Origin of the sequence: Bacillus sp. AFS001701 (assembly GCF_002559405.1) — a bacterium.
Classification (GTDB): Bacteria; Bacillota; Bacilli; order Bacillales; family Bacillaceae_G; genus Gottfriedia.
In genome coordinates this window covers 1-18403 of record NZ_NTZO01000071.1, presented here as the reverse complement: position 1 = coordinate 18403, position 18403 = coordinate 1, and the positions used below count along the sequence as shown (strand labels likewise).

The window sequence follows — 18403 nt, the reverse complement described above, 5'->3', positions numbered from 1 at the left end:
TAAAATAGAAAATAACACAAAAGTTTTTTCAGAATCTTATTTCAATTTAAATATTAAGAATTATCTGAATTAATTGTACAACTTAATAAATACTTAGTAAAATTAAGGTTTGTAATACCTGTTTCAAAATTACTTATATCTAAAATTAGAGGACTTTATTTTTCTCTAAACGAATTTCTAAAATAATAATCTAACTACTTAAGGTGGTCATCCAATGCATATACAAAAACTAAAAATACTTTCTGAAGTTGCTAAAACGGGTTCTTTTTCGATCGCTGGTCAGAATCTTCATATAAGCCAATCTGGTATTAGTCAGGATATAAAAAAAATAGAAGATGAATTAGGTATTAAAATTTTCGACCGCACTCGTTACGGGGTTATTCAAACATATGAGGGAACTTTAATTGTAAAAAAGGCAAATGAAGTTTTGTTAAAATATGAAGAAATGATTGAAGAGGCGAGACAAATTTTAGATATACATTCTGGAAATCTCAGAGTATCAACCATACCTGCTTTAATTAGTTATTTATTGAAACCATTAATGGAATTTAAGAATTTATATTCAAATTTAACGATAGAGATTTTAGAAAATACAACTGAACTGACAGTTGAATCAGTCCAACAAAATAAAGCTGAAATCGGCCTTATCTGTATCTATGAAGATATATTAAAAAATCTTGAGCATTTAAATTTCGCAAGTATCATTGAGGGAACATTAAAGGTATATGTAAGTAGTGATTCACCTTTTGCAAAAAAGAAAAAAATAACCCCAGAGGAAATTATTCAGCAAAACATAGTCTCATATAATGGTGATTATATAAAATGGTTTATTAATAATTTTCAAAGTACCTTTGGAAAATTGAACATCTTATTGTCAACAAATCAAACAGAAGAACTATCACGTTTAATCTCAAATGGATTAGCGATTGGGTTTGCCCCAGATTTTGCTACTAAAGGTAATCCTTATGTTATAGAAGGCAAAATAGTTGAAATAGATATTATCAACTATGAACCCATAAATGTATCGCTTGGCATTATCCAAATGAAAAATAGAACTCTTACAAAAATGGAAGAACACTTAATCCGGTTTATTAAATCTGAATTACAATATTATATAAATTAAGATTTCGGAAATAGATTACTAAAAATATACATTTTCGATCTTTATTTAATAAAAAGAGCAACTACAAATTTCGTAGCTGCTCTTTTTTAGCATTATTGAATTCCTAGTGTACTCTTAATACTTTCTAACGTTTGTGATTTTTTTATATTTAAAAGAACTTCTAATGGTTCTTTTTCTTGAACGAGCGTATCGACGTGAGGATAATCATCCTTATATTTAATTAATGAATTAAAAATCAGGTCAGAGGCAACTGCAGAATACGATAATTTTAAATTAGCTTCCTTTACGATTTTTTGAGAATTGATTTCAACTTTTAACTCCTGATATTTTGAAAGTTCCCTTTCTAATTGTGAAATAGGCTGACTAATAACAGATGAGGTTATTTGAAGTAATTACTGCTTATGCTTAATAGCTCTTATGAACTTTATTATTTAAGAAATTAATTGAATAGAGACAGTCAAAATGCCACGAATAATTCGTGGCATTTTTTGACTTTTTCTTTTTTTTAGCCTATAACATTTGTTGATTCTAATTTCTACTTAAGTTTTATAGTACGTTTAACTGAACTACTTTTATTTCCAGCTTTATCTACTGCGTAAATAGTAAGAGTAAGTGTACCCCTGGCTTGTTTTGGTAATTTCAATCCAAATGTACCTTTGCTTGTTACACTTACTTTTCCAACAATTTTATTCCCAACTGACACAATAATACTTGTATATGCTTCAGCTTTACCTTCAATCGTTATTTCATTTTTCGTATTTGCAACCAAACGTGAGATAACTGGTGCAGTTGGTGCTGTTCGATCTAACACGGTTGTTTTAGATGCAACACTTTGATTTCCTGCTTGATCAATGGCAACGACTGTTAGAGCTGTTCCTGCTTTTTGTTTGCTTACTTTAATACGATAGATACCTTTAGTATCCGCTTTTCCAGTTGCAATTACTTTATTCTGAACAATAATTTTAATAGATGCATTTGCTTCTGCTATACCTGTTACATAAGTATCATTGTCATCGATCACGTTAATCTTCGGTGCAGTTGGAGCTGTTTTATCTATTACTACAATTGTTGTAATTCCACTTTGATTTCCATCTGAATCTTGTGCAGTTACACGTAATGTTGTTCCTGCTCTTTGTGGACTAATTTGTACTACGTATTTTCCATCTGAATTCGCTTTTCCTGATGCAATTAACTTATCTTGAACTTTAATAAGAATCGTTGCATTTGCCTCTGCTGTCCCTGAAATTGTCTTATCATTGTCATCAATTACGTTAATTTTTGGTACATTTGGTGCTGTTCGATCTAATACGATAATCGATGTAGTTACACTTTGAAATCCACTAGAATCTTGTGCAATTACCTGTAATACTGTTCTTGCTTTTTGTGGACTAATGACAACCGCATATTTCCCTTGTGCATCAGCTTTCCCTGTTGCAATTACTTTATCTTGAACCTTAATTAATATTGTTGCATTTGCTTCTACTGTACCAGTTATTTTTGTATCGTTATCATCGATTGCATCGATTTTTGGTGCAGTCGGTGCTGTACCATCAACTACTGTTATCGATACATTTAGTTGATTTCCATCAGCATCTTGTGCAGTTACTTGTAATACTGTTCCTGCTTTTTGCGGACTAATATGAACGACAAATTTACCTTCTGAATTTGCTTTACCTGTTCCAATTAATATACCTTGAACTTTAATAAGAATTGTTGCATTTGCCTCCGATATACCGGTAAATGCAGTATCATTATCATCGATTGAATTAACGACTAATACATTCGGAGCTGTACGATCTAAAATTGTAATCGATGAAATATCACTTTGATTTCCATCAGCATCTTGTGCAGTTACTTGTAATTCCGTTCCAGCTTTTTGTGGGCTAATTGGAAGGACATATTTTCCTTCTGAATTCGCTTTTCCTGTTGCAATTACTTTATCTTGAGCTTTCACAAGAATCGTTGCATTTGGCTCTGCTGTTCCTGAAATGGCCGTATCATTATCATCAATCACGTCTATTTTTGGGGCGTTTGGTGCTGTACGATCTAATACTACTATTGATGAAATGCCACTTTCATTTCCATTTGAATCTTGAGCAGTTACATGTAACGTTGTTCCTGCTGTCTGTGAACTAATTTGAATTGCATATTTTCCTTCTGAATTTGCAATACCTGTTGCAATTACTTTATCTTGGGCTTTCACAAGAATCGTTGCATTTGCCTCTGTTGTTCCTCCCCGGCTGATTTAGTAGCAAATCTATCAGAATATCTTTTTTCTTCAACTATTCATTCCAATTCATTCCCTTTATCTCGAAACTTACATTGTTGTAAGCATATAATAAGAGCTATTATTGTGCATACGACGAAAATCTAAGTAAATACATAAAAACACACAAACATTAACAAACTAACACTATTGCAAAAGTCTGTTTTAGATAAGTTGAGGGAAAAATACTAATGATCAATCACAATCCAACTAATTTAACAATGAGTGTAGACAAAAATTTGACGATCCTACGTGAACATTTACATCGTTCATCAGACTTGGTTACTCGAACGATAAAACTAGGTCATTACACAGGCAGCCTTCTTTTTATCGATGGCATCGTGAATACTGACTTTGTTCAAGAATGCATTATCACACCACTCTTAGCATTAAATGAAATCTCAGACATTAAAAAGGAAACATTTATCGAAGATTTATCATATCGTCATATTCGTACGAGTTTAGTCGAAATCGAAACATCATTCGAATTATGTGCACTAGGCATATTAAAGGGGAAAACGCTTATCTTATTCGAAGGATTTGAATGCGGTATTCTCGCAGAAACCACTGAATGGAAACAACGAACTGTCGAACAATCGCTTGTACAAAGGACTGCTGTTGGTCCTATGCACGGATTCAATGAACAGATGAAAGTAAACATAAATTTGATTAGAAATATGGTACAAACACCCTATTTATGTATTGAAGTCATACAAGTAGGTACTTTTTCAAAGTCAGATATTGCAATTACCTATATCAAAGGAAAAGTTGATCAAAGCGTGTTAGATGAAACAAAAAAACGCTTATCTTCTCTTGAAATAGACTATGTCCTCGAAGCTAGAATGGTAGAAGATGCCATTGAAGGCAGGAGGAAAACGATTTTCCCTTTAACTTTAAACACTGAAAGACCAGACGTTGTGGCTTCTGGTTTATATGAAGGACGAATTGCCATCTTGGTTAACGGTACTCCAAACGCAATGGTCGTTCCCTCAGTTTTTATTCAATATTTTCAATCACCAGATGATTATTATATGAAATCAGGACGTTACACAAATCGTATCATTACATTTCTTGCATTTTGTTTTACGATTTTTTTACCAGGATTGTATTTAGCTATTGAAGAATTTCATCAGGATTTTTTTCCTAAAAAATTTGAAAAGAAACTTTTCACTGATTTAAATTCACTCCCACCAGCAATTTTAGAAGTCCTAATCTTTTTAGTAATCTTACAAATGGTTCAGATCGCTTCTGTTAGAGTTCCAAAAGAAATCGTTGTAACAGTTGCCCTCGTTGGCGCAATTGTACTAAGCGAAACAGCTGTAAATGCAAAATTGATACACCCCATAAGTTTAGTGGTTGTGGGCCTAACAATTCTTGCAAATTACCTTGTCTCAATAAATGGACTTTTATCAGCTGTAAATCCATTAAGGCTCATATTTTTATTAGTCGGAAATTTCTTTGGTTTTACAGGAATGGGAATTGTTTTTGCCCTATTAATCATTTATATGGCTAAATTACAATCAGTAAGTGTTCCATATTTAGCACCAATTATTCCTTTTCGACCTCATGAATTTAAAGATGTATTTTATCGCGGAAATTTAAAGAAATTGACTAACAGTCCGCACAAATATCCACATAATGATAAAGAGTAATACATATTAACGCAATGAAAAAATCAACACAATTTTTAATATCTCCTTATAGTAGACAGTATAAAGAAATTGTACTGTCTTCTATAAGGAGATTTTTTCATACCGACCTCTCCAATGAAAGTTCAACCTACCAGAAAAAAATGAAAAATACTACCGAAGCAGCCCTTTATTGTGCTAACTAATAGTTTGGTTTAATAAGAACATGTATTAAAGGGAAGGGAAATTTAGTTAAATTTGATTATGAAGATACAGTTAAAGTTAGTTCTAGCGTTGGGTGGTTACTTTTTACTTTTATCATCAAAATAGATTACTAAATTCTGAGTAACAAACTGTAGTTCTATAAACATTTAAAAAGATCTTCTAAAATAAAAAATCCATTTTTATAAGCAATATTAAATAGGTTACTAAGTATTACTCTTTATCATTATGCAGATATTTGTGCTCACTGTTTATTAGTTTCTTTAAATTTCCACGATACAATACATCCTTGAACTCTTGTGGGCTAAATGGAATCATTGGTGCTAAGAATGGAACGCCAACTGATCGTAACTGAGCCATGTAAATAATCAACACGATGAGACCTATCCCCATCGCTGATAACCCTAAAAAGTTTCCTATAATCAAAAATAAATAACGCAATATAAAAGCAGAACCTATCATACCACCTGTTTGAAAAAGTAAGCTTGATAGATAAGTAATCCCTACAATAATAAGGCTAAGGGTGGAGATGCGGACCTGTGCTATGCCCCGATGTTCCCGATTCGGCAATTTTGTCGCCAAACTTCACCTTATCCCCCACTTTAACGTGAAATTTATTTAGGTGAGTATAGATTAAAAGTCTGCCGTCATCGGTACGAATGCGAACAGATTTTCCAAACGAAACCTTACCTTCGTCTTTCACAATCTCGACGGTTCCATCCGTAATTGAGGTGATGGGAGTAAGAGCTAAAATGATAAAAAAAAGAGTCCTGATCTGATCAGGACTCCCAAAGCAAAATGAATTAAGGTGAAACTCCAAGTTCTCTTAAAATATCATCTAATCTTTTACTCTTCACATTATCTGCAGGTTTTGGCGTGTTTTCTACATCTGGATTTACTTTTAAGTAGTTGGTAATGACAAATCCGATGTCTGTTGCATTAACTATACCATCAAAGTTAATATCTGCTTCGCGTTGATTTGTGCCCCAAGCTTTTTGAATCGCCAGTGCATCGTATATGTCGATTACTTGGTCTTGGTTTACATCACCTGCTACTGCTTCTTTGTTCTCAATGTACATATATTGCCCATACCACACACCGTTGCGTAAGAAGCCAACTCTTTGATTTTTTTGTTTCGTAATAAAGTGCCCGGGTAGGTATAATTCTTTGGTAAATGGTTGTTCGGTTAACGGAAGCTTTGTCGCAAGGAACTCTGGGTTGAGTTTGCTATTTATAGTTGCATCGTAGACTTTACCCATAGCATCAGTAAGGGTTACTTTAGCCCCAGCTTGAACCCAATCTTTTTTATTCCAGACTATAACTTGACCAGATGCATACTTTCTAAAACCTTCTGCTGTAAGATAGCCAAATGCTTCAGAGAACGTTGGTGTGACGTTCCAAGAAAATGGTGCAAAGAAGAGATTGGTTGATGTGCCCGTTTCATTCACATAAGATACATTTGCATTAAATCCTGCTACTGTAGTGTAAGCAGTATCTTTCACCTTAATAGTTATGTCTACAGCAGGAATTTTGCCAGAAACTTCTTTCGTAGACGCTACGTCTAGTTTGATCGATGGTTTTCCATTCGTATAGGTTACGGTTACTGTTCCTTTACCAAACTCACTTAATGCTGCATTAGGTTTTGCCTCAACCACTTCTAGTTGAGTGCCAAATTTAGGAACATAACCACTATAGTCTAACAAATTCCAAGTGGCTGACTTTAATTTTTGTACATTGTCCAGTGTGAGGGTAGTGGTAATCGTTTCCCCTAATGCGATCGATTTTTGTTTACTGGTTCCATAAGCAAATGGAGTACCATCTTTAACAAAGTAGTAGGCTTTACTTCCACCTATGTTCCCAGCTCCATCAATTCCATCCATCTTAACGCTTAGGGCCGGAATTTTTTCATCCATCAGTATTTCTGCTTTCCATTTTCCGGCTGTGTCCATACGGACAGTGCTGGATGATGGACTGTTCCGGGACCATACGAGCGAGTTTTTGGATTGGTCGACTGCCATCCCTGCTTGTTTTGCCGCTTCAATTTCTTTGTCATTGATTTGCACTTCAAATGGATAAGTAGTTTGACCTGGTTTGTACTCAAGGATCGGAGACTCTTGATCCAATGAGGTTGTAAAAGTAGGTAGATCAATATCTATTAATACATCGAAGGATTTGGTAAGAACTTTGCCACCCTCAGTAGTCGTAATCGTTTTCAGTTGGTATTGCCCCGGTTTTGCTTGTACTGTTTCAGAGGAGATTCCATCGGCTGTAAACGGATAGTAGTTTCCATTAAACATAAGTAGTAAATAGTTTGTATCGATGTCTTTTCCAACCAGATTGAGTCGCCCAACGAAACCAAGCTCTTGCCCCGATTTCCGGTCTACTAAGATTGTGTCCATGGTTTTCATCGGTGTTTTCAAGTTCATTAGCGCATTTACCGAAGAATGTTTATTATTATATTTGCCATAGTAATCATAACGATAGTAGGCTGGAGAAATGATATTACTATCTCCGATATCCAGTGTTCTGAAGTTGTCTTCCGCTGTACGAACACTAAATGGAATCCGATATTGCTCGGTTTGATCCACTTGGTTGGTCACTAAGAGGTAACCTTCGTAAATTCCTTCGGCAGCAGCTTTAGGTACTTCGATGGTAACATGTAGACTTTCAGTAGAAGCTGGATCCACTGATATGGTTGGACGGAATTTCAATTGTACCTGGTTGGCTACGGCATCTAGGCTACCTTTCACCGCTTGGAACTGAACGTTCAAATTGAAATTCTTTACTTTATCAGTAAGGTTTTGAAATTTCAACTTTTTGGTAACGCTAAGATCTTCACCTGCAAAATGTGTGCCAAACGCAATGCCACCTGTTTTTTCTTTGATTGTAGTAATTACATCACCCTTAGGCACTAGGGTCGTATCCTGTACTTGAATCTTCATCCCCGCATGAACTGCTTGATAAGGATCCACGCGTCCTGCTCCCACTTCAAATACACTGTAGGAACCATTCAGTGGATCAGCAGTGTTCATCATGATTGTTTTTACATCTTCAGGCTGTAACGTTGGATTGGCTTGTAATAAGAGTGCTGCTACACCAGTCGCGTTTGGCGTCGCCATGGAAGTACCTGAGAGACGAGCATACGCATATTTGTAATCGGTTGGTGCGTCATGGTTCCCAATGTAAGCGGGTACAGAAGACAACACACTGACTCCAGGAGCGGTGACTTCTGGCTTGATGTCATAGGTTATTTTGGCTGGTCCACGAGAACTGAAGTCAGCTAGGGTGTCCCCTTGTGTTTTGGTTACAGTTAAATTACTGAATGTGAAGGATTTATTTCCTGCAGTTAGTTGCTCCTTCACCTTGAGTCCATCCTCTTGAGTAAGAGAGAAAGTAGGAATGAAGTTTTGATCTTCTCCCAAGTCAGCAGGAATTTGGCCAGGTACGTTGTTATACATTAAGACAGCCGCCGCGCCATGTTGTTTTGCAAACTTCACTTTATCTGTAAATGCATATGTTCCTCGAGCAACGAAAGCGATTTTGCCATTCACATCTTTGCCCGTGTAATTCGTGTCACCACCAAGACCTACGTCTACTAGATTTAAACTTTTTCCTTCTAGAGTAGATAGGTTATCAGTGAAGGATTTCGCCATGTTACGCAGTTCCAGCCCACTGAGTGTTCCGATCGCCCCTTTCATGGACGAATTAGAAATGGATACATCACTGGCTCCAACGGTGAGAGCGAGTGCCGCAGTTCCAGGAGAGCCGAGAGTGTAAGAGTTAAGTCCTGAGTTACCTGCAGCCACCACGGCAGTAACACCACTTAATACCGCATAGTTCACAGCTGTACTCGTTGGATAGTATGGATTGTTAACTCCTGCTCCCAAGGAAATGTTAATGACATCCATGCCATCCGCAACGGCTCGGTCGATCCCTGCCATTACGTCTTCCGAAGAACCGCTACCATATGGTCCAAGGACACGGTACACATAGAGGTCAGCATCCGGAGCGACTCCTTTGACTGAGACTTCACTATCGTTTTTAGCTTGCCCGACGATGATTCCAGATACGTGAGTCCCATGCTCCGTGTAGTAAGGGATTCCGCTATTGAATTCCGGGTCAACTGACTTTTTCCAATCTGCGTAGGTGGTTTCCATCGGATCATTGTCATTATCGACAAAGTCATAGCCACCTTTGAAGGCATCTTTTAGATCAGGATGATTGTAGTCGACCCCTGTATCGATGACCCCTACTTTTACGCCTTTCCCTGTGATTCCTTCCGCATGAAGCTTGTCTACTCCTACAAAGGGAACACTAGCCGCTTGCGTCGAAGCGTTGTTAGATTCTTCCTGTGCGATGGAAGGGGGCTCTACCGTAAAGGTGATACTTTTGTTTACGGATTGGACCACTTCCGATTTCATCAACGCCTCTACTTGGTTCGCAGCAAGTGTAAGAGCCACCCCGTTATAAGTAGTTTTGTAGGAACGGGTGATTTTATAAGAAGGTTTTTCACTTTTGACTTCTGAAGAAGAAGTGGCAGCAGGTAAGATTTTTTCCAGATCACTTTGGAATGTGGAATGTTCTTGATTTACCTGTTCGTCGGCTTCTTGTTTGGTTAATTTTTTGCCTTTCAGAGCGGCCTCTAATACAGCTACTTTTCCTGGCTTGGACTTAAATTGTACGATAACAGAAATGTCTTTGTCTGATTTCAGATCTTCATCTGAAAATCCCTGCAAGCCATAGTTTTCTGTCATCTCAAGTTGGTTTAAGGCCGCTTGTTGTTCTGGGGTGAGCGATGCTAAGATTTGTTCTGCTGATTTACCAGTTGCACCCGAAACATGTCCGATCCCAAACTGGACGGATGGGAAAAGTAAACCCATTGATAAAACAATGGCAGTTGAAGTTTTCGATGTTTTGCTAGACCAACGATATTTTCTTTCTTTCATAGGCTCCCTCTTTCTTGCTAAGAATTTGCAAAGATAATAACGAAATTATTGTAGGATAAGCGTAAAAAGCGATAGAACTGAGAAAGTGCGCTTTAACAATTTTGATTTCAACAAAATTCCTCCTACATTTTTCATTTTGGCATTAGAGCCATCTTGCCCGAGAATAGTATTTCTTCTAAATCACATCCCCTTCACTTCTGTCTGAAAATTATTACAATTCACATTGTACTTACTCCTTAGAACAGCGTCAATTGGGGGATTTCCATGTGTTTCCATTGACACATTCATCTAAAAAATATTTTAAATACGTGTCAATAAAGCACGAAAACCTATGAAAAATAGCATATTTTCAAAGTGGATGTGTGAAATTTTGTAATAAATTATCAAGTTATGAATGCAATACATTTTAAAAATTTGGGGAAAAGACGGAAAATCAAATCCATTCTATCAATTCTTGCGATTTTAATAGAATCAAATCGATAGATAGTACTAGGGACTCGTATCGAGGAATAGAAGTTTAACCAGGACATTTGTACCAAAATCACCATTAATGATTAATAGAACTAACTGTCTATGAATGCTGCTTTACTCTGAATGTAGATTACAATTAAGGGAAATTCAAAAATCAATTAGTGTTAGGAGGACAAAATAAAAAGGCTGCATAACAGCCTTTCACGTTTTACAACTAACGTATGCTTTAGTTGCTTAAGGAATAATTTTCAATGATGTCTACTAATAATTCGTAATTGTCGGGTTCTCTTTCATTTTGCAGTGCACTCTTTAGGATTAAAAAAACCGATTCGTCTTGAATTTCTCCTAAAGCCATATAAACTGCCCACCTTATATCAGTCTCTTTCTCATTTACCAATAATGAAAGCGGTTCTATTAGTTTGAATATCTGGAAATGATGAAGCAATTTGGGCAGACCAATAGCGAACACCTTTATGGTCACTCTGCAACGATTTTTTCAACTAATCTGCCAATTACTTTAATAAAAAAACTGCAATTAAGCAGTTTGAGATCTTCAACTAAAGCTTGCATTAGTTGCATAAGGAAATTAATTATTTAACAATTTCATTCAATTTAATTAATGCCTCAGTGACTTCTTTTCTTAATTGCTCTTCTGAAATTTCAAATGCAGTTTCTTTACCTGGTTTACATTCATTCCAATAACAATCTGCTGATTCAAATACACCATTTAATATTTCAAACAAATTTTTATCCATTCTTTCGTTATCCTCTTTAAAAGTTTTGAAATATCGAGTCTGAAATTCGTCAGCAGTAATTTCGCTTGTTATAAAATCTTCAATTATTTTTTTATATTTATCAATGTTCATAGAATCACCTTTCAGGATTAACACTGTAAAATCCTTGCATTAAATGAATAAAGACATTCAATAGTATCTCTGTTTCTTATTGAACTATCGCATGCGTTAGTTGAATAAGAGTTATTAGTTATTACATGTATAACTCCATTTTTCAAATCCTATATAACATTTGTTAGGAACTTTTTTTGCGACCTTCATGAACTTTTCGGAACATAGGGTTATCCATGTATGATTTACAAGAAGTAAATCCGAAGAAAAAGAACTTTTTAAAATGTTAATACCTTCTTTTTCATTCCACATTCTTCTACCACATTTATCGCAAACAACAACTGGACCAGGACCATTTTCTGCATCTAATTCAATTTTTTCAATTGGTTTTATCCAAAAATACTGCTCGTTTTCACTTTCTCTTTCACCAAATGTAACAAGTGCTTCTTCAAATACAAATCCATTTAAACTGCTATCTCTTAAATAATTAGTTGCTTCTTTTGAGGCGATAATTCCACCAGTGGTAGAAGCTAAACCGAAGGTATGTTGAAACGTTGGCAAGTGTGCTCCTAATCTTTCAATAGTACTTTCCCAACTCTCACACTCGGAACACACAGCTGAGCGTTTATAAATTGTGTTTTTATCATAAATAGATGGTATTTTTCTTGAATTTATACGAAATAATGTCTGCATACAAAATCCCCCGCAATATATAATTTCAACTTAATTATATATGTCATTTCAATAGAAGTCTTGTTCAACTATCCTGCCATTATGTTTAATAAAAAAAAGCGATCTTCTATCGAAGTATCGCATGCGTTAGTTAGTTACATTACTTTAATCTTTCCTACTTATTTGGATTTCACATTAAAATTAGTTACACCCGTATAAACTTTGTTGTTATCTTCACTCCATTTTAACGTAAAAGATAAATGATTATTTCTTCTAGAATAAACGCTGTTTTCGTAATCACTACTTCCAAAGGATTCGAGAGGTGTTTGAGGCTTCACTTCCTCATAGTCAACTTTTGTTTTATCGTAATAAATTACGGTTAAATGTTGCACGTTTTCATCTCCCAAATACGTAATCGACGTATCATAAACCCATCTTTTATGATCTAACCTTGGAGTCACCTTTACATCCCAATTCTTAATTACCTTCATTTGTTTAACGTACAATGTTTTCGTTTGATCCGTTCCATCGCTGGCATTTATTGATGTACATGCGGACATAAATAAGCAAAATGTTAGAATTAATGCTAAAAAGTATTTTTTCATAAACCCTCCTTTTGTATTTATTTCTTAATTCAAGAGCCCCTTACACTTTTCCTTCCTTATGCAACTATCCTGCCATTTTGTTGTAGAGTAGAGAACTGATTTCAAAGGGATAGCTTACGCTATCTCTTTTAATTTCAGTTCCCCCTCATCAAACCGTACATGAAGTTTTCCCTCATACGGCTTTCCGATGTTCTTCTTTCTCATGCTTTACGGTTAATTCCTTGCTAATTTCACAATTAAATGTTCAATCTCTCCTCGAATTCTCTTAAACTTACCATGGTTATTTGTGTTATTCTTCTTCTTGTTATAGAAAAGTGTGAGCCTTTCGAGCACATACCAGTCGATTATATTTAGCCACTTAGTTGCTTTCGAGGATATTTTGTAATAATTCTTAAAACCTTGAAGTCTCCTATTTAATCCTTTTATTAGTTCTTTTATGTTTAAATACAATTTGTTTCTCGGTTCTGTATATGCTTTAATCTTTGATCTCATCTTTTTCATGGCATTTTTCTTAGGAATGTGCGACATTGCGTAATAGGTTTTTCCACCTTTTATTTGAATCTTAAATTTTCGGTTGTGGAAGCCTAGGAAATCAAACCCCTCTTTATTATCAAACAGATTAACTAACCTCGACTTATCGCGATTAATTGTTAAATCCAATTTCTTCAAGATTGCTTGTAATACTTGAGCACTCTCTAAAGCTTGCTGTTTTGTTTTAGTTAGTATCACTAGGTCGTCTGCGTAACGAATTAACTCTCCTAGATGATGGAATTTCTTCAACCAAAGTTTATCCAATATGTTCAAATAGATGTTTGCTAATAATGGGGAAATTACTCCACCTTGCGGTGTGCCCGTAAGGGGATTTCTCAAATTACCTTCCTCCATTATCCCTGCTTGTAACCATTTTCGGATTAACTTTAAAACTCGGCGGTCATTGATTTTCTGTTCAACTAGCTTCATCAGTTTATCTTGATTAATGTTATCAAAGTAGCCTTGGATATCGACGTCGACTACCCAAGAACTGTTTCTGCTTGCTTTCCTTATTTTCGCCATCGCTTGATGGGCGTTTCTCTTAGGACGGAATCCAAATGAACAATCTTGAAAATCAGCTTCAAAAATAGGTTCAATGACCATCTTTGTTGCCATTTGTACCACTCTGTCTTTTATGGTAGGAATCCCTAGAGGTCTTTTCTTTCCATCGTCTTTTGGAATATACGTCTTCAAAACTGGATTAGGATTGTAATTATTCTCTTTAAGCTGTGTATACAGTTCATTTAAGAATTTACTTTCTCCATATTTTGTAACGATCTCATCAATCGTTTGTCCGTCTATTCCTCCACTACCTTTCTTTCTTTTTACACGTTTCCAAGCTTCTTTTAGAATGTCAGGGCGATAGATTTTATCGTATAATGCATGAAATTTACGATTAGGTTTCTCCTTGGCACATAGATATAGTATTCTCAAAAGTTCTTGAGCTTTTTCATCGGTGTAGTTAGCTAGTATTCTAGCATTCACTCACTCTTACCTCCTTCTAAACACATGAACAAAGTAGAGGTCCTTTCCTATATCATGTTGTGTTGTCATGATAATAATTGGTACTATGACCTCCTCCGACTCCCTCTTTACAGTCTGCCATTTCGCGTTCACTTATAGGCTTTCTAGCTCCTTTAAATTTAAGGGTAAAGTAGGGTCTCCCCAGTTCCGTTAATTACTTTCTTTACATGTCATTCCCCATACCCCGAGAGATTCTTGGGTGCTGTTCCAAGTTCAATACACCTTCCATGGTCTTCGCCTCTTATTCCCAGGCTCGACTTCTCTTTGTCCTCTTTTGAGGTTCCTTTTGAGGTTCCTTTTGACGAGGCGGCAGGATTCACTTTATGTTACAACCTGTAAAGTTGCTCGTAATTCCGTAAGGAAGTTACTTTATCACAGGGCTTCAACCTTAGGATTTCTCCACCAGTTGCCTGTTAGCTACTAGGAGACTTGGTTCTTACCTAGACTGGACTTTCACCAGTTAGCAATTAACGGCTTGCTGGGCACGCGAATAAAAAAAGCAATCTTCTATTGAAGAATCGCATGCGTTAGTTGATCAAGAAAGTATTTGCACCATAATTAGCCACCACCTATAAGAAACATATTCTAGAATTGTCATAAAAAAATGAAGTAGAGTTAACTACTTCATTTACAAATAAAAAGAATTAAAACAGATGAAAACTACAATTGAACTCTATCTTTTACACTTATTTATTTACAGCAGCATAATTACTCTTTACCTGACTTGGAACTGTGTAGTATTTTACAGTTTTGTTTTTCTTCACATAGTAACCGTTACCCAACTTATATCCATATTTATCACTACCGTAAACTGCAAATTCAGATCCTTTTGGAGCAGATTTTACGTAGATTAGTTTGCCTGACTTTAGTTTATAAACTTTTGAAGTACTTACTGCCACGACTTTACCAACGATTCCAGGTTTGTATTCAACTTTTCCCCAATAAATTTTTGGTTGAAGCTGTAATTTATATGATACTTCATCAGATTTTCCACTTAAATACCTAACTTTAATAAAATAAGTACCTTTTACAAGGTTTAGATTTCCTAATGAAATCATTGGACTTTTTCCTGTTTTTGTATTGAACGTTTTAATTAGTCTATTATTATAATTTACTACCTCAACCTTAAAGGAAGTTGATGAAGCTTGCGATAACGAGAAAGAAACGTTTGCATTTGCAGGTACATTTACTTTAAATGTATCAATATCATTTTTCCATGAAATAAAGCCATTATAAGTTCGTTTAAGCAGAACAAGTGTTGCAGAACCTGTTTTTTCATTATTCTCTAGTTCTGTGAATGGATCTGCCTTAAAATTAACTTGAGTTTCGTAATATTCATTTGAATACGTGTCATCATCCTGACTTACTACTAAATAATAAGTACCTGCTCTCACACCTACCGTAAACAAATTTTTAGTTTCATCCGTATCTTTTGGATCAAGTTTCCATCCATCAACTTGCTCGCCTTTAGTATTTATAAGTATATAGTATAAAGTTACATTTGGTGAATAGCTCCCTCGAACAGTTAATTTTCCATTTTCTTTTGTTACAATTTTATAATAATCTTCTGTATCAAAATCAGAAAAACCAATATATTCTTTTCCAATAGTTATTGGGTTAGCCGTTTTCAGTGTATTATTTGCTTCTTTTTCTACAAAATTACTTTTAAGGTAAAAAACATTCATTTTATAATTAATGTTTGAAACAGTACCATTATCAATTGATAGTCTAATATAGTAGGTTCCCGCTGGTAATCCTTGAAATAGCAAAGGAATAACTTGATTGCCACGATCCGTTACTAAGCTCTCTAATAACTCATCCATATCATTATATAGATCAATCACAATCTCAGCATCTTTTAATTGAGATATGTCAGTTTCAATCATTCCAGCAGCATCTAAAGTAATTCGGAAATAATCAACGTCCTTTTCATTTTCAAATTTTCCATTTCCATTTGCTACATATTGATAAAATTCATCATTAGAGGTAGTAAATTTAAGTGGTGTAGCTCTTTCCTTCGTATTATCGTTGTCTATAACCATCATGGTCGTTGCCTTACTTTGATTATCATCATCGTCCGTTGCGATAATGGATAAAAGTGTTCCCGCTTTTTGTTTCGGAATGTATACCAGAAACAATCCATAATCATCGGTAATGCCAGAACCTATTAGTTTTCCTGAAGCGAAAACCGATATGGTGAGTCCAGGGCCATCTCTCCCGACAATATGATCGTCTTCTTGTGTCGGCTGAGTTACGACTGGAGGAGCGATGGTTACAGATGGTTGAGCCAAATAGGTTTTTTCTGTCCGCTCACTTTCTAATTTCCCTGTGCGGGAAACGGAGACATAAACCGTTCCAGCTGCTTTTCCGAGTTGCGGAATGCTGACGGTCGCAGAAGTAAAAGTGAAAGGAACTATGGAAGTTCCGAGAAGGTCCCCGTCGACACGCGCGTTATAGATATTCACCATGTCACCGTCATGTAGATTCGAAACGGTAACTGTATCTGGTGTTCCTTTTAGATTGTTCTTCACTATGATGTCCTCTGCTTTCGGAGCATTCATCGTAGGAGTCTGATAGGCATCCATTTTCCCCGCTACTTGGTCATAGGCATAAAGCATTCCATGATCTCCCATGGCTAAGGGTGGTGTTGAACCAAGTGGGTCACTTGTCTCAAAGAGTTTGACCCACCATTTCTCTTTTCCGTTCGAACTAATTTCTTCTAATCTCATTTCTCCGGAGCCATTGGTTTCAGAAGGATACGGAACCCCTGATGTGATAAAGATGGTGCCATCATTCCCAATTATCGGAGAGGAAGCCAGGTGAAGGGGGATGGACCATTTCAATGAATAATTTTCAAAAAAAGCGTACATCGTGTTGACACCTGCAACGAAGATGGTCCCGTCCTCAGCAAACGCTAGGGGAATAGAGGGATTAATTCGTTCAGAAAAGGTATGTTTCAATCTAATGCTTCCATCAAAGTTGATGGAATACAATTTCCCATTATTGGTTGAATCATCCACACTGACATAAACATCTCCATAATCCCCAATAACAGGCGTGGACAGGAGGCTAGGGCCAAGATCGCACATCCATTTGTAGTTCCCCTCTGGATTCACCCCATATAATTTCCCTCGGTTGGTTCCAAATATAATAATCCCATCTTTACGAATCACGGGGGAAGAAATGCTGTTACCTTCATTTGTGCGATACGTCCATTTTTCCGTTCCGTCTGGATTGAACGCATACAAGGCACCAAAGGTATCTTCTACATAAATCGTTCCGTTCTGATCAATGGAAGGTTCGGTATTAATGCTTCCCTCTGTGGGGGAAAAGAACTTTTTTGACCCATCTGTATTGAGCCCATAAAGGCCGTAATGGTAGGTCCCATTTAATGAATCGTAATAACCTCCGCCTACTAAGATGCTGCCATCAGAATAAAGGACAGGAGAGGAAGAACCGTATTCAGAAAATGGTACAGTCCATTTAATCGTTCCATCTGGATTGATGGCTTTTATATAAGAACCTGACCTCACATAAATCGTCCCATCTGACCCGATTACAGGTGACGAAGTATCACTGCCTGAGGAATTTTCCACCGCCATATCCGCTGCCCATTTAAACACAGGGGAATGTCCGACAATAAATCGAGATTGCCTCCTCCAGTTGTAAGCAGTCGGCTGTACAGCATTCAAGTCGTATTTTCCACTTTGATACCCTCTGCCTTGGACAAACGTACTGGTCGGGTCCTGAACCGTTTGAATAACTGCATCCTTTGTCTGAATCGGTGATTGAGCAAAAGAAGAAGTGCTTAAAAACGTATTGCTGAGCAGGAAAATGGCGGTGAAGATCGCTTTTTTCCATCGGTTTTTCCGTGAACGATGTTGAATCATCGAATACCTCCTAATGTATGATGAGTTTATTATATCTTCAATATTTATATTTTTAAAATATTCAAAATATTGGTTCCGTTAAACAATTATGTTGATTTTTTGAGATAAAAGAAAACAGCCAGAAAAATCTGGCTGTCTTTCATAAATTTAACTTTCTCTTCTTCAACTAACGCATGCGTTA

The 18403-nt window shown here is 36.1% G+C and carries 12 protein-coding genes; 2 read left to right on the top strand and 10 right to left on the bottom strand.

Annotated features, from left to right (window positions below):
• The first annotated feature begins 214 nt into the window (after positions 1–214).
• Positions 215–1123 (top strand): LysR family transcriptional regulator, encoded by a 909-nt coding sequence (locus CN514_RS06125; protein ID WP_098231836.1) that lies wholly within the window; start codon positions 215–217, stop codon positions 1121–1123.
• A gap of 535 nt (positions 1124–1658) precedes the next feature.
• Here the strand turns inward: CN514_RS06125 and CN514_RS06120 are convergent.
• Complete coding sequence (locus CN514_RS06120) at positions 1659–3368, bottom strand: Ig-like domain-containing protein (RefSeq protein WP_286141583.1); 1710 nt, start codon at positions 3366–3368, stop codon at positions 1659–1661.
• A 212-nt stretch (positions 3369–3580) separates the two neighbouring features.
• On the opposite strand from CN514_RS06120, the gene CN514_RS06115 reads away from it, so the two are divergent.
• A complete protein-coding gene (locus CN514_RS06115; protein ID WP_098231834.1) occupies positions 3581–5041 on the top strand; it encodes a spore germination protein in 1461 nt (486 codons plus the stop codon).
• A 411-nt stretch (positions 5042–5452) separates the two neighbouring features.
• Here the strand turns inward: CN514_RS06115 and CN514_RS06110 are convergent, their stop codons facing one another.
• From CN514_RS06110 to CN514_RS06070, 9 genes are all read right to left on the bottom strand, one after another.
• Positions 5453–5821: a spore germination protein gene (locus CN514_RS06110; protein WP_098231833.1), complete on the bottom strand. Its 369-nt coding sequence runs from the start codon at positions 5819–5821 to the stop codon at positions 5453–5455.
• Positions 5757–5942: a M23 family metallopeptidase gene (locus CN514_RS26780; RefSeq protein ID WP_176525811.1), complete on the bottom strand. Its 186-nt coding sequence runs from the start codon at positions 5940–5942 to the stop codon at positions 5757–5759. The genes CN514_RS06110 and CN514_RS26780 overlap by 65 nt, the downstream gene beginning before the upstream one ends.
• Before the next feature lie 100 nt (positions 5943–6042).
• Positions 6043–10185: a S8 family serine peptidase gene (locus CN514_RS06100; RefSeq protein WP_098231831.1), complete on the bottom strand. Its 4143-nt coding sequence runs from the start codon at positions 10183–10185 to the stop codon at positions 6043–6045.
• 697 nt (positions 10186–10882) lie between these two features.
• Positions 10883–11011, bottom strand: a complete 129-nt coding sequence (locus CN514_RS26385) for a hypothetical protein (RefSeq protein ID WP_286141582.1) — start codon at positions 11009–11011, stop codon at positions 10883–10885.
• A 235-nt stretch (positions 11012–11246) separates the two neighbouring features.
• Entirely contained in the window at positions 11247–11522 is a 276-nt protein-coding gene (locus CN514_RS06095) for a colicin immunity domain-containing protein (protein WP_098231830.1), read from the bottom strand.
• A 114-nt stretch (positions 11523–11636) separates the two neighbouring features.
• Positions 11637–12194, bottom strand: a complete 558-nt coding sequence (locus CN514_RS06090; RefSeq protein WP_098231829.1) for a hypothetical protein — start codon at positions 12192–12194, stop codon at positions 11637–11639.
• 158 nt (positions 12195–12352) lie between these two features.
• A complete protein-coding gene (locus tag CN514_RS06085; protein WP_098231828.1) occupies positions 12353–12778 on the bottom strand; it encodes a hypothetical protein in 426 nt (141 codons plus the stop codon).
• A gap of 213 nt (positions 12779–12991) precedes the next feature.
• Positions 12992–14293: a group II intron reverse transcriptase/maturase gene (gene ltrA / locus CN514_RS06080; RefSeq protein ID WP_098231827.1), complete on the bottom strand. Its 1302-nt coding sequence runs from the start codon at positions 14291–14293 to the stop codon at positions 12992–12994.
• Between the two features lie 725 nt (positions 14294–15018).
• On the bottom strand, positions 15019–18222 hold the full coding sequence (locus tag CN514_RS06070) for an Ig-like domain-containing protein (RefSeq protein ID WP_098231826.1): 3204 nt from the start codon (positions 18220–18222) through the stop codon (positions 15019–15021).
• Positions 18223–18403: the final 181 nt, after the last annotated feature.

Excerpts from the sequence above, each read along its gene's own strand:
- CN514_RS06090 (WP_098231829.1), bottom strand. The coding sequence starts at position 12,194 with ATGCAGACATTATTTCGTATAAATTCAAGAAAAATACCATCTATTTAT.
- CN514_RS06125 (WP_098231836.1), top strand. The coding sequence starts at position 215 with ATGCATATACAAAAACTAAAAATACTTTCTGAAGTTGCTAAAACGGGT.
- CN514_RS06070 (WP_098231826.1), bottom strand. The coding sequence starts at position 18,222 with ATGATTCAACATCGTTCACGGAAAAACCGATGGAAAAAAGCGATCTTC.
- CN514_RS06085 (WP_098231828.1), bottom strand. The coding sequence starts at position 12,778 with ATGAAAAAATACTTTTTAGCATTAATTCTAACATTTTGCTTATTTATG.
- CN514_RS06095 (WP_098231830.1), bottom strand. The coding sequence starts at position 11,522 with ATGAACATTGATAAATATAAAAAAATAATTGAAGATTTTATAACAAGC.
- CN514_RS06115 (WP_098231834.1), top strand. The coding sequence starts at position 3,581 with ATGATCAATCACAATCCAACTAATTTAACAATGAGTGTAGACAAAAAT.
- CN514_RS06100 (WP_098231831.1), bottom strand. The coding sequence starts at position 10,185 with ATGAAAGAAAGAAAATATCGTTGGTCTAGCAAAACATCGAAAACTTCA.
- CN514_RS26385 (WP_286141582.1), bottom strand. The coding sequence starts at position 11,011 with ATGGCTTTAGGAGAAATTCAAGACGAATCGGTTTTTTTAATCCTAAAG.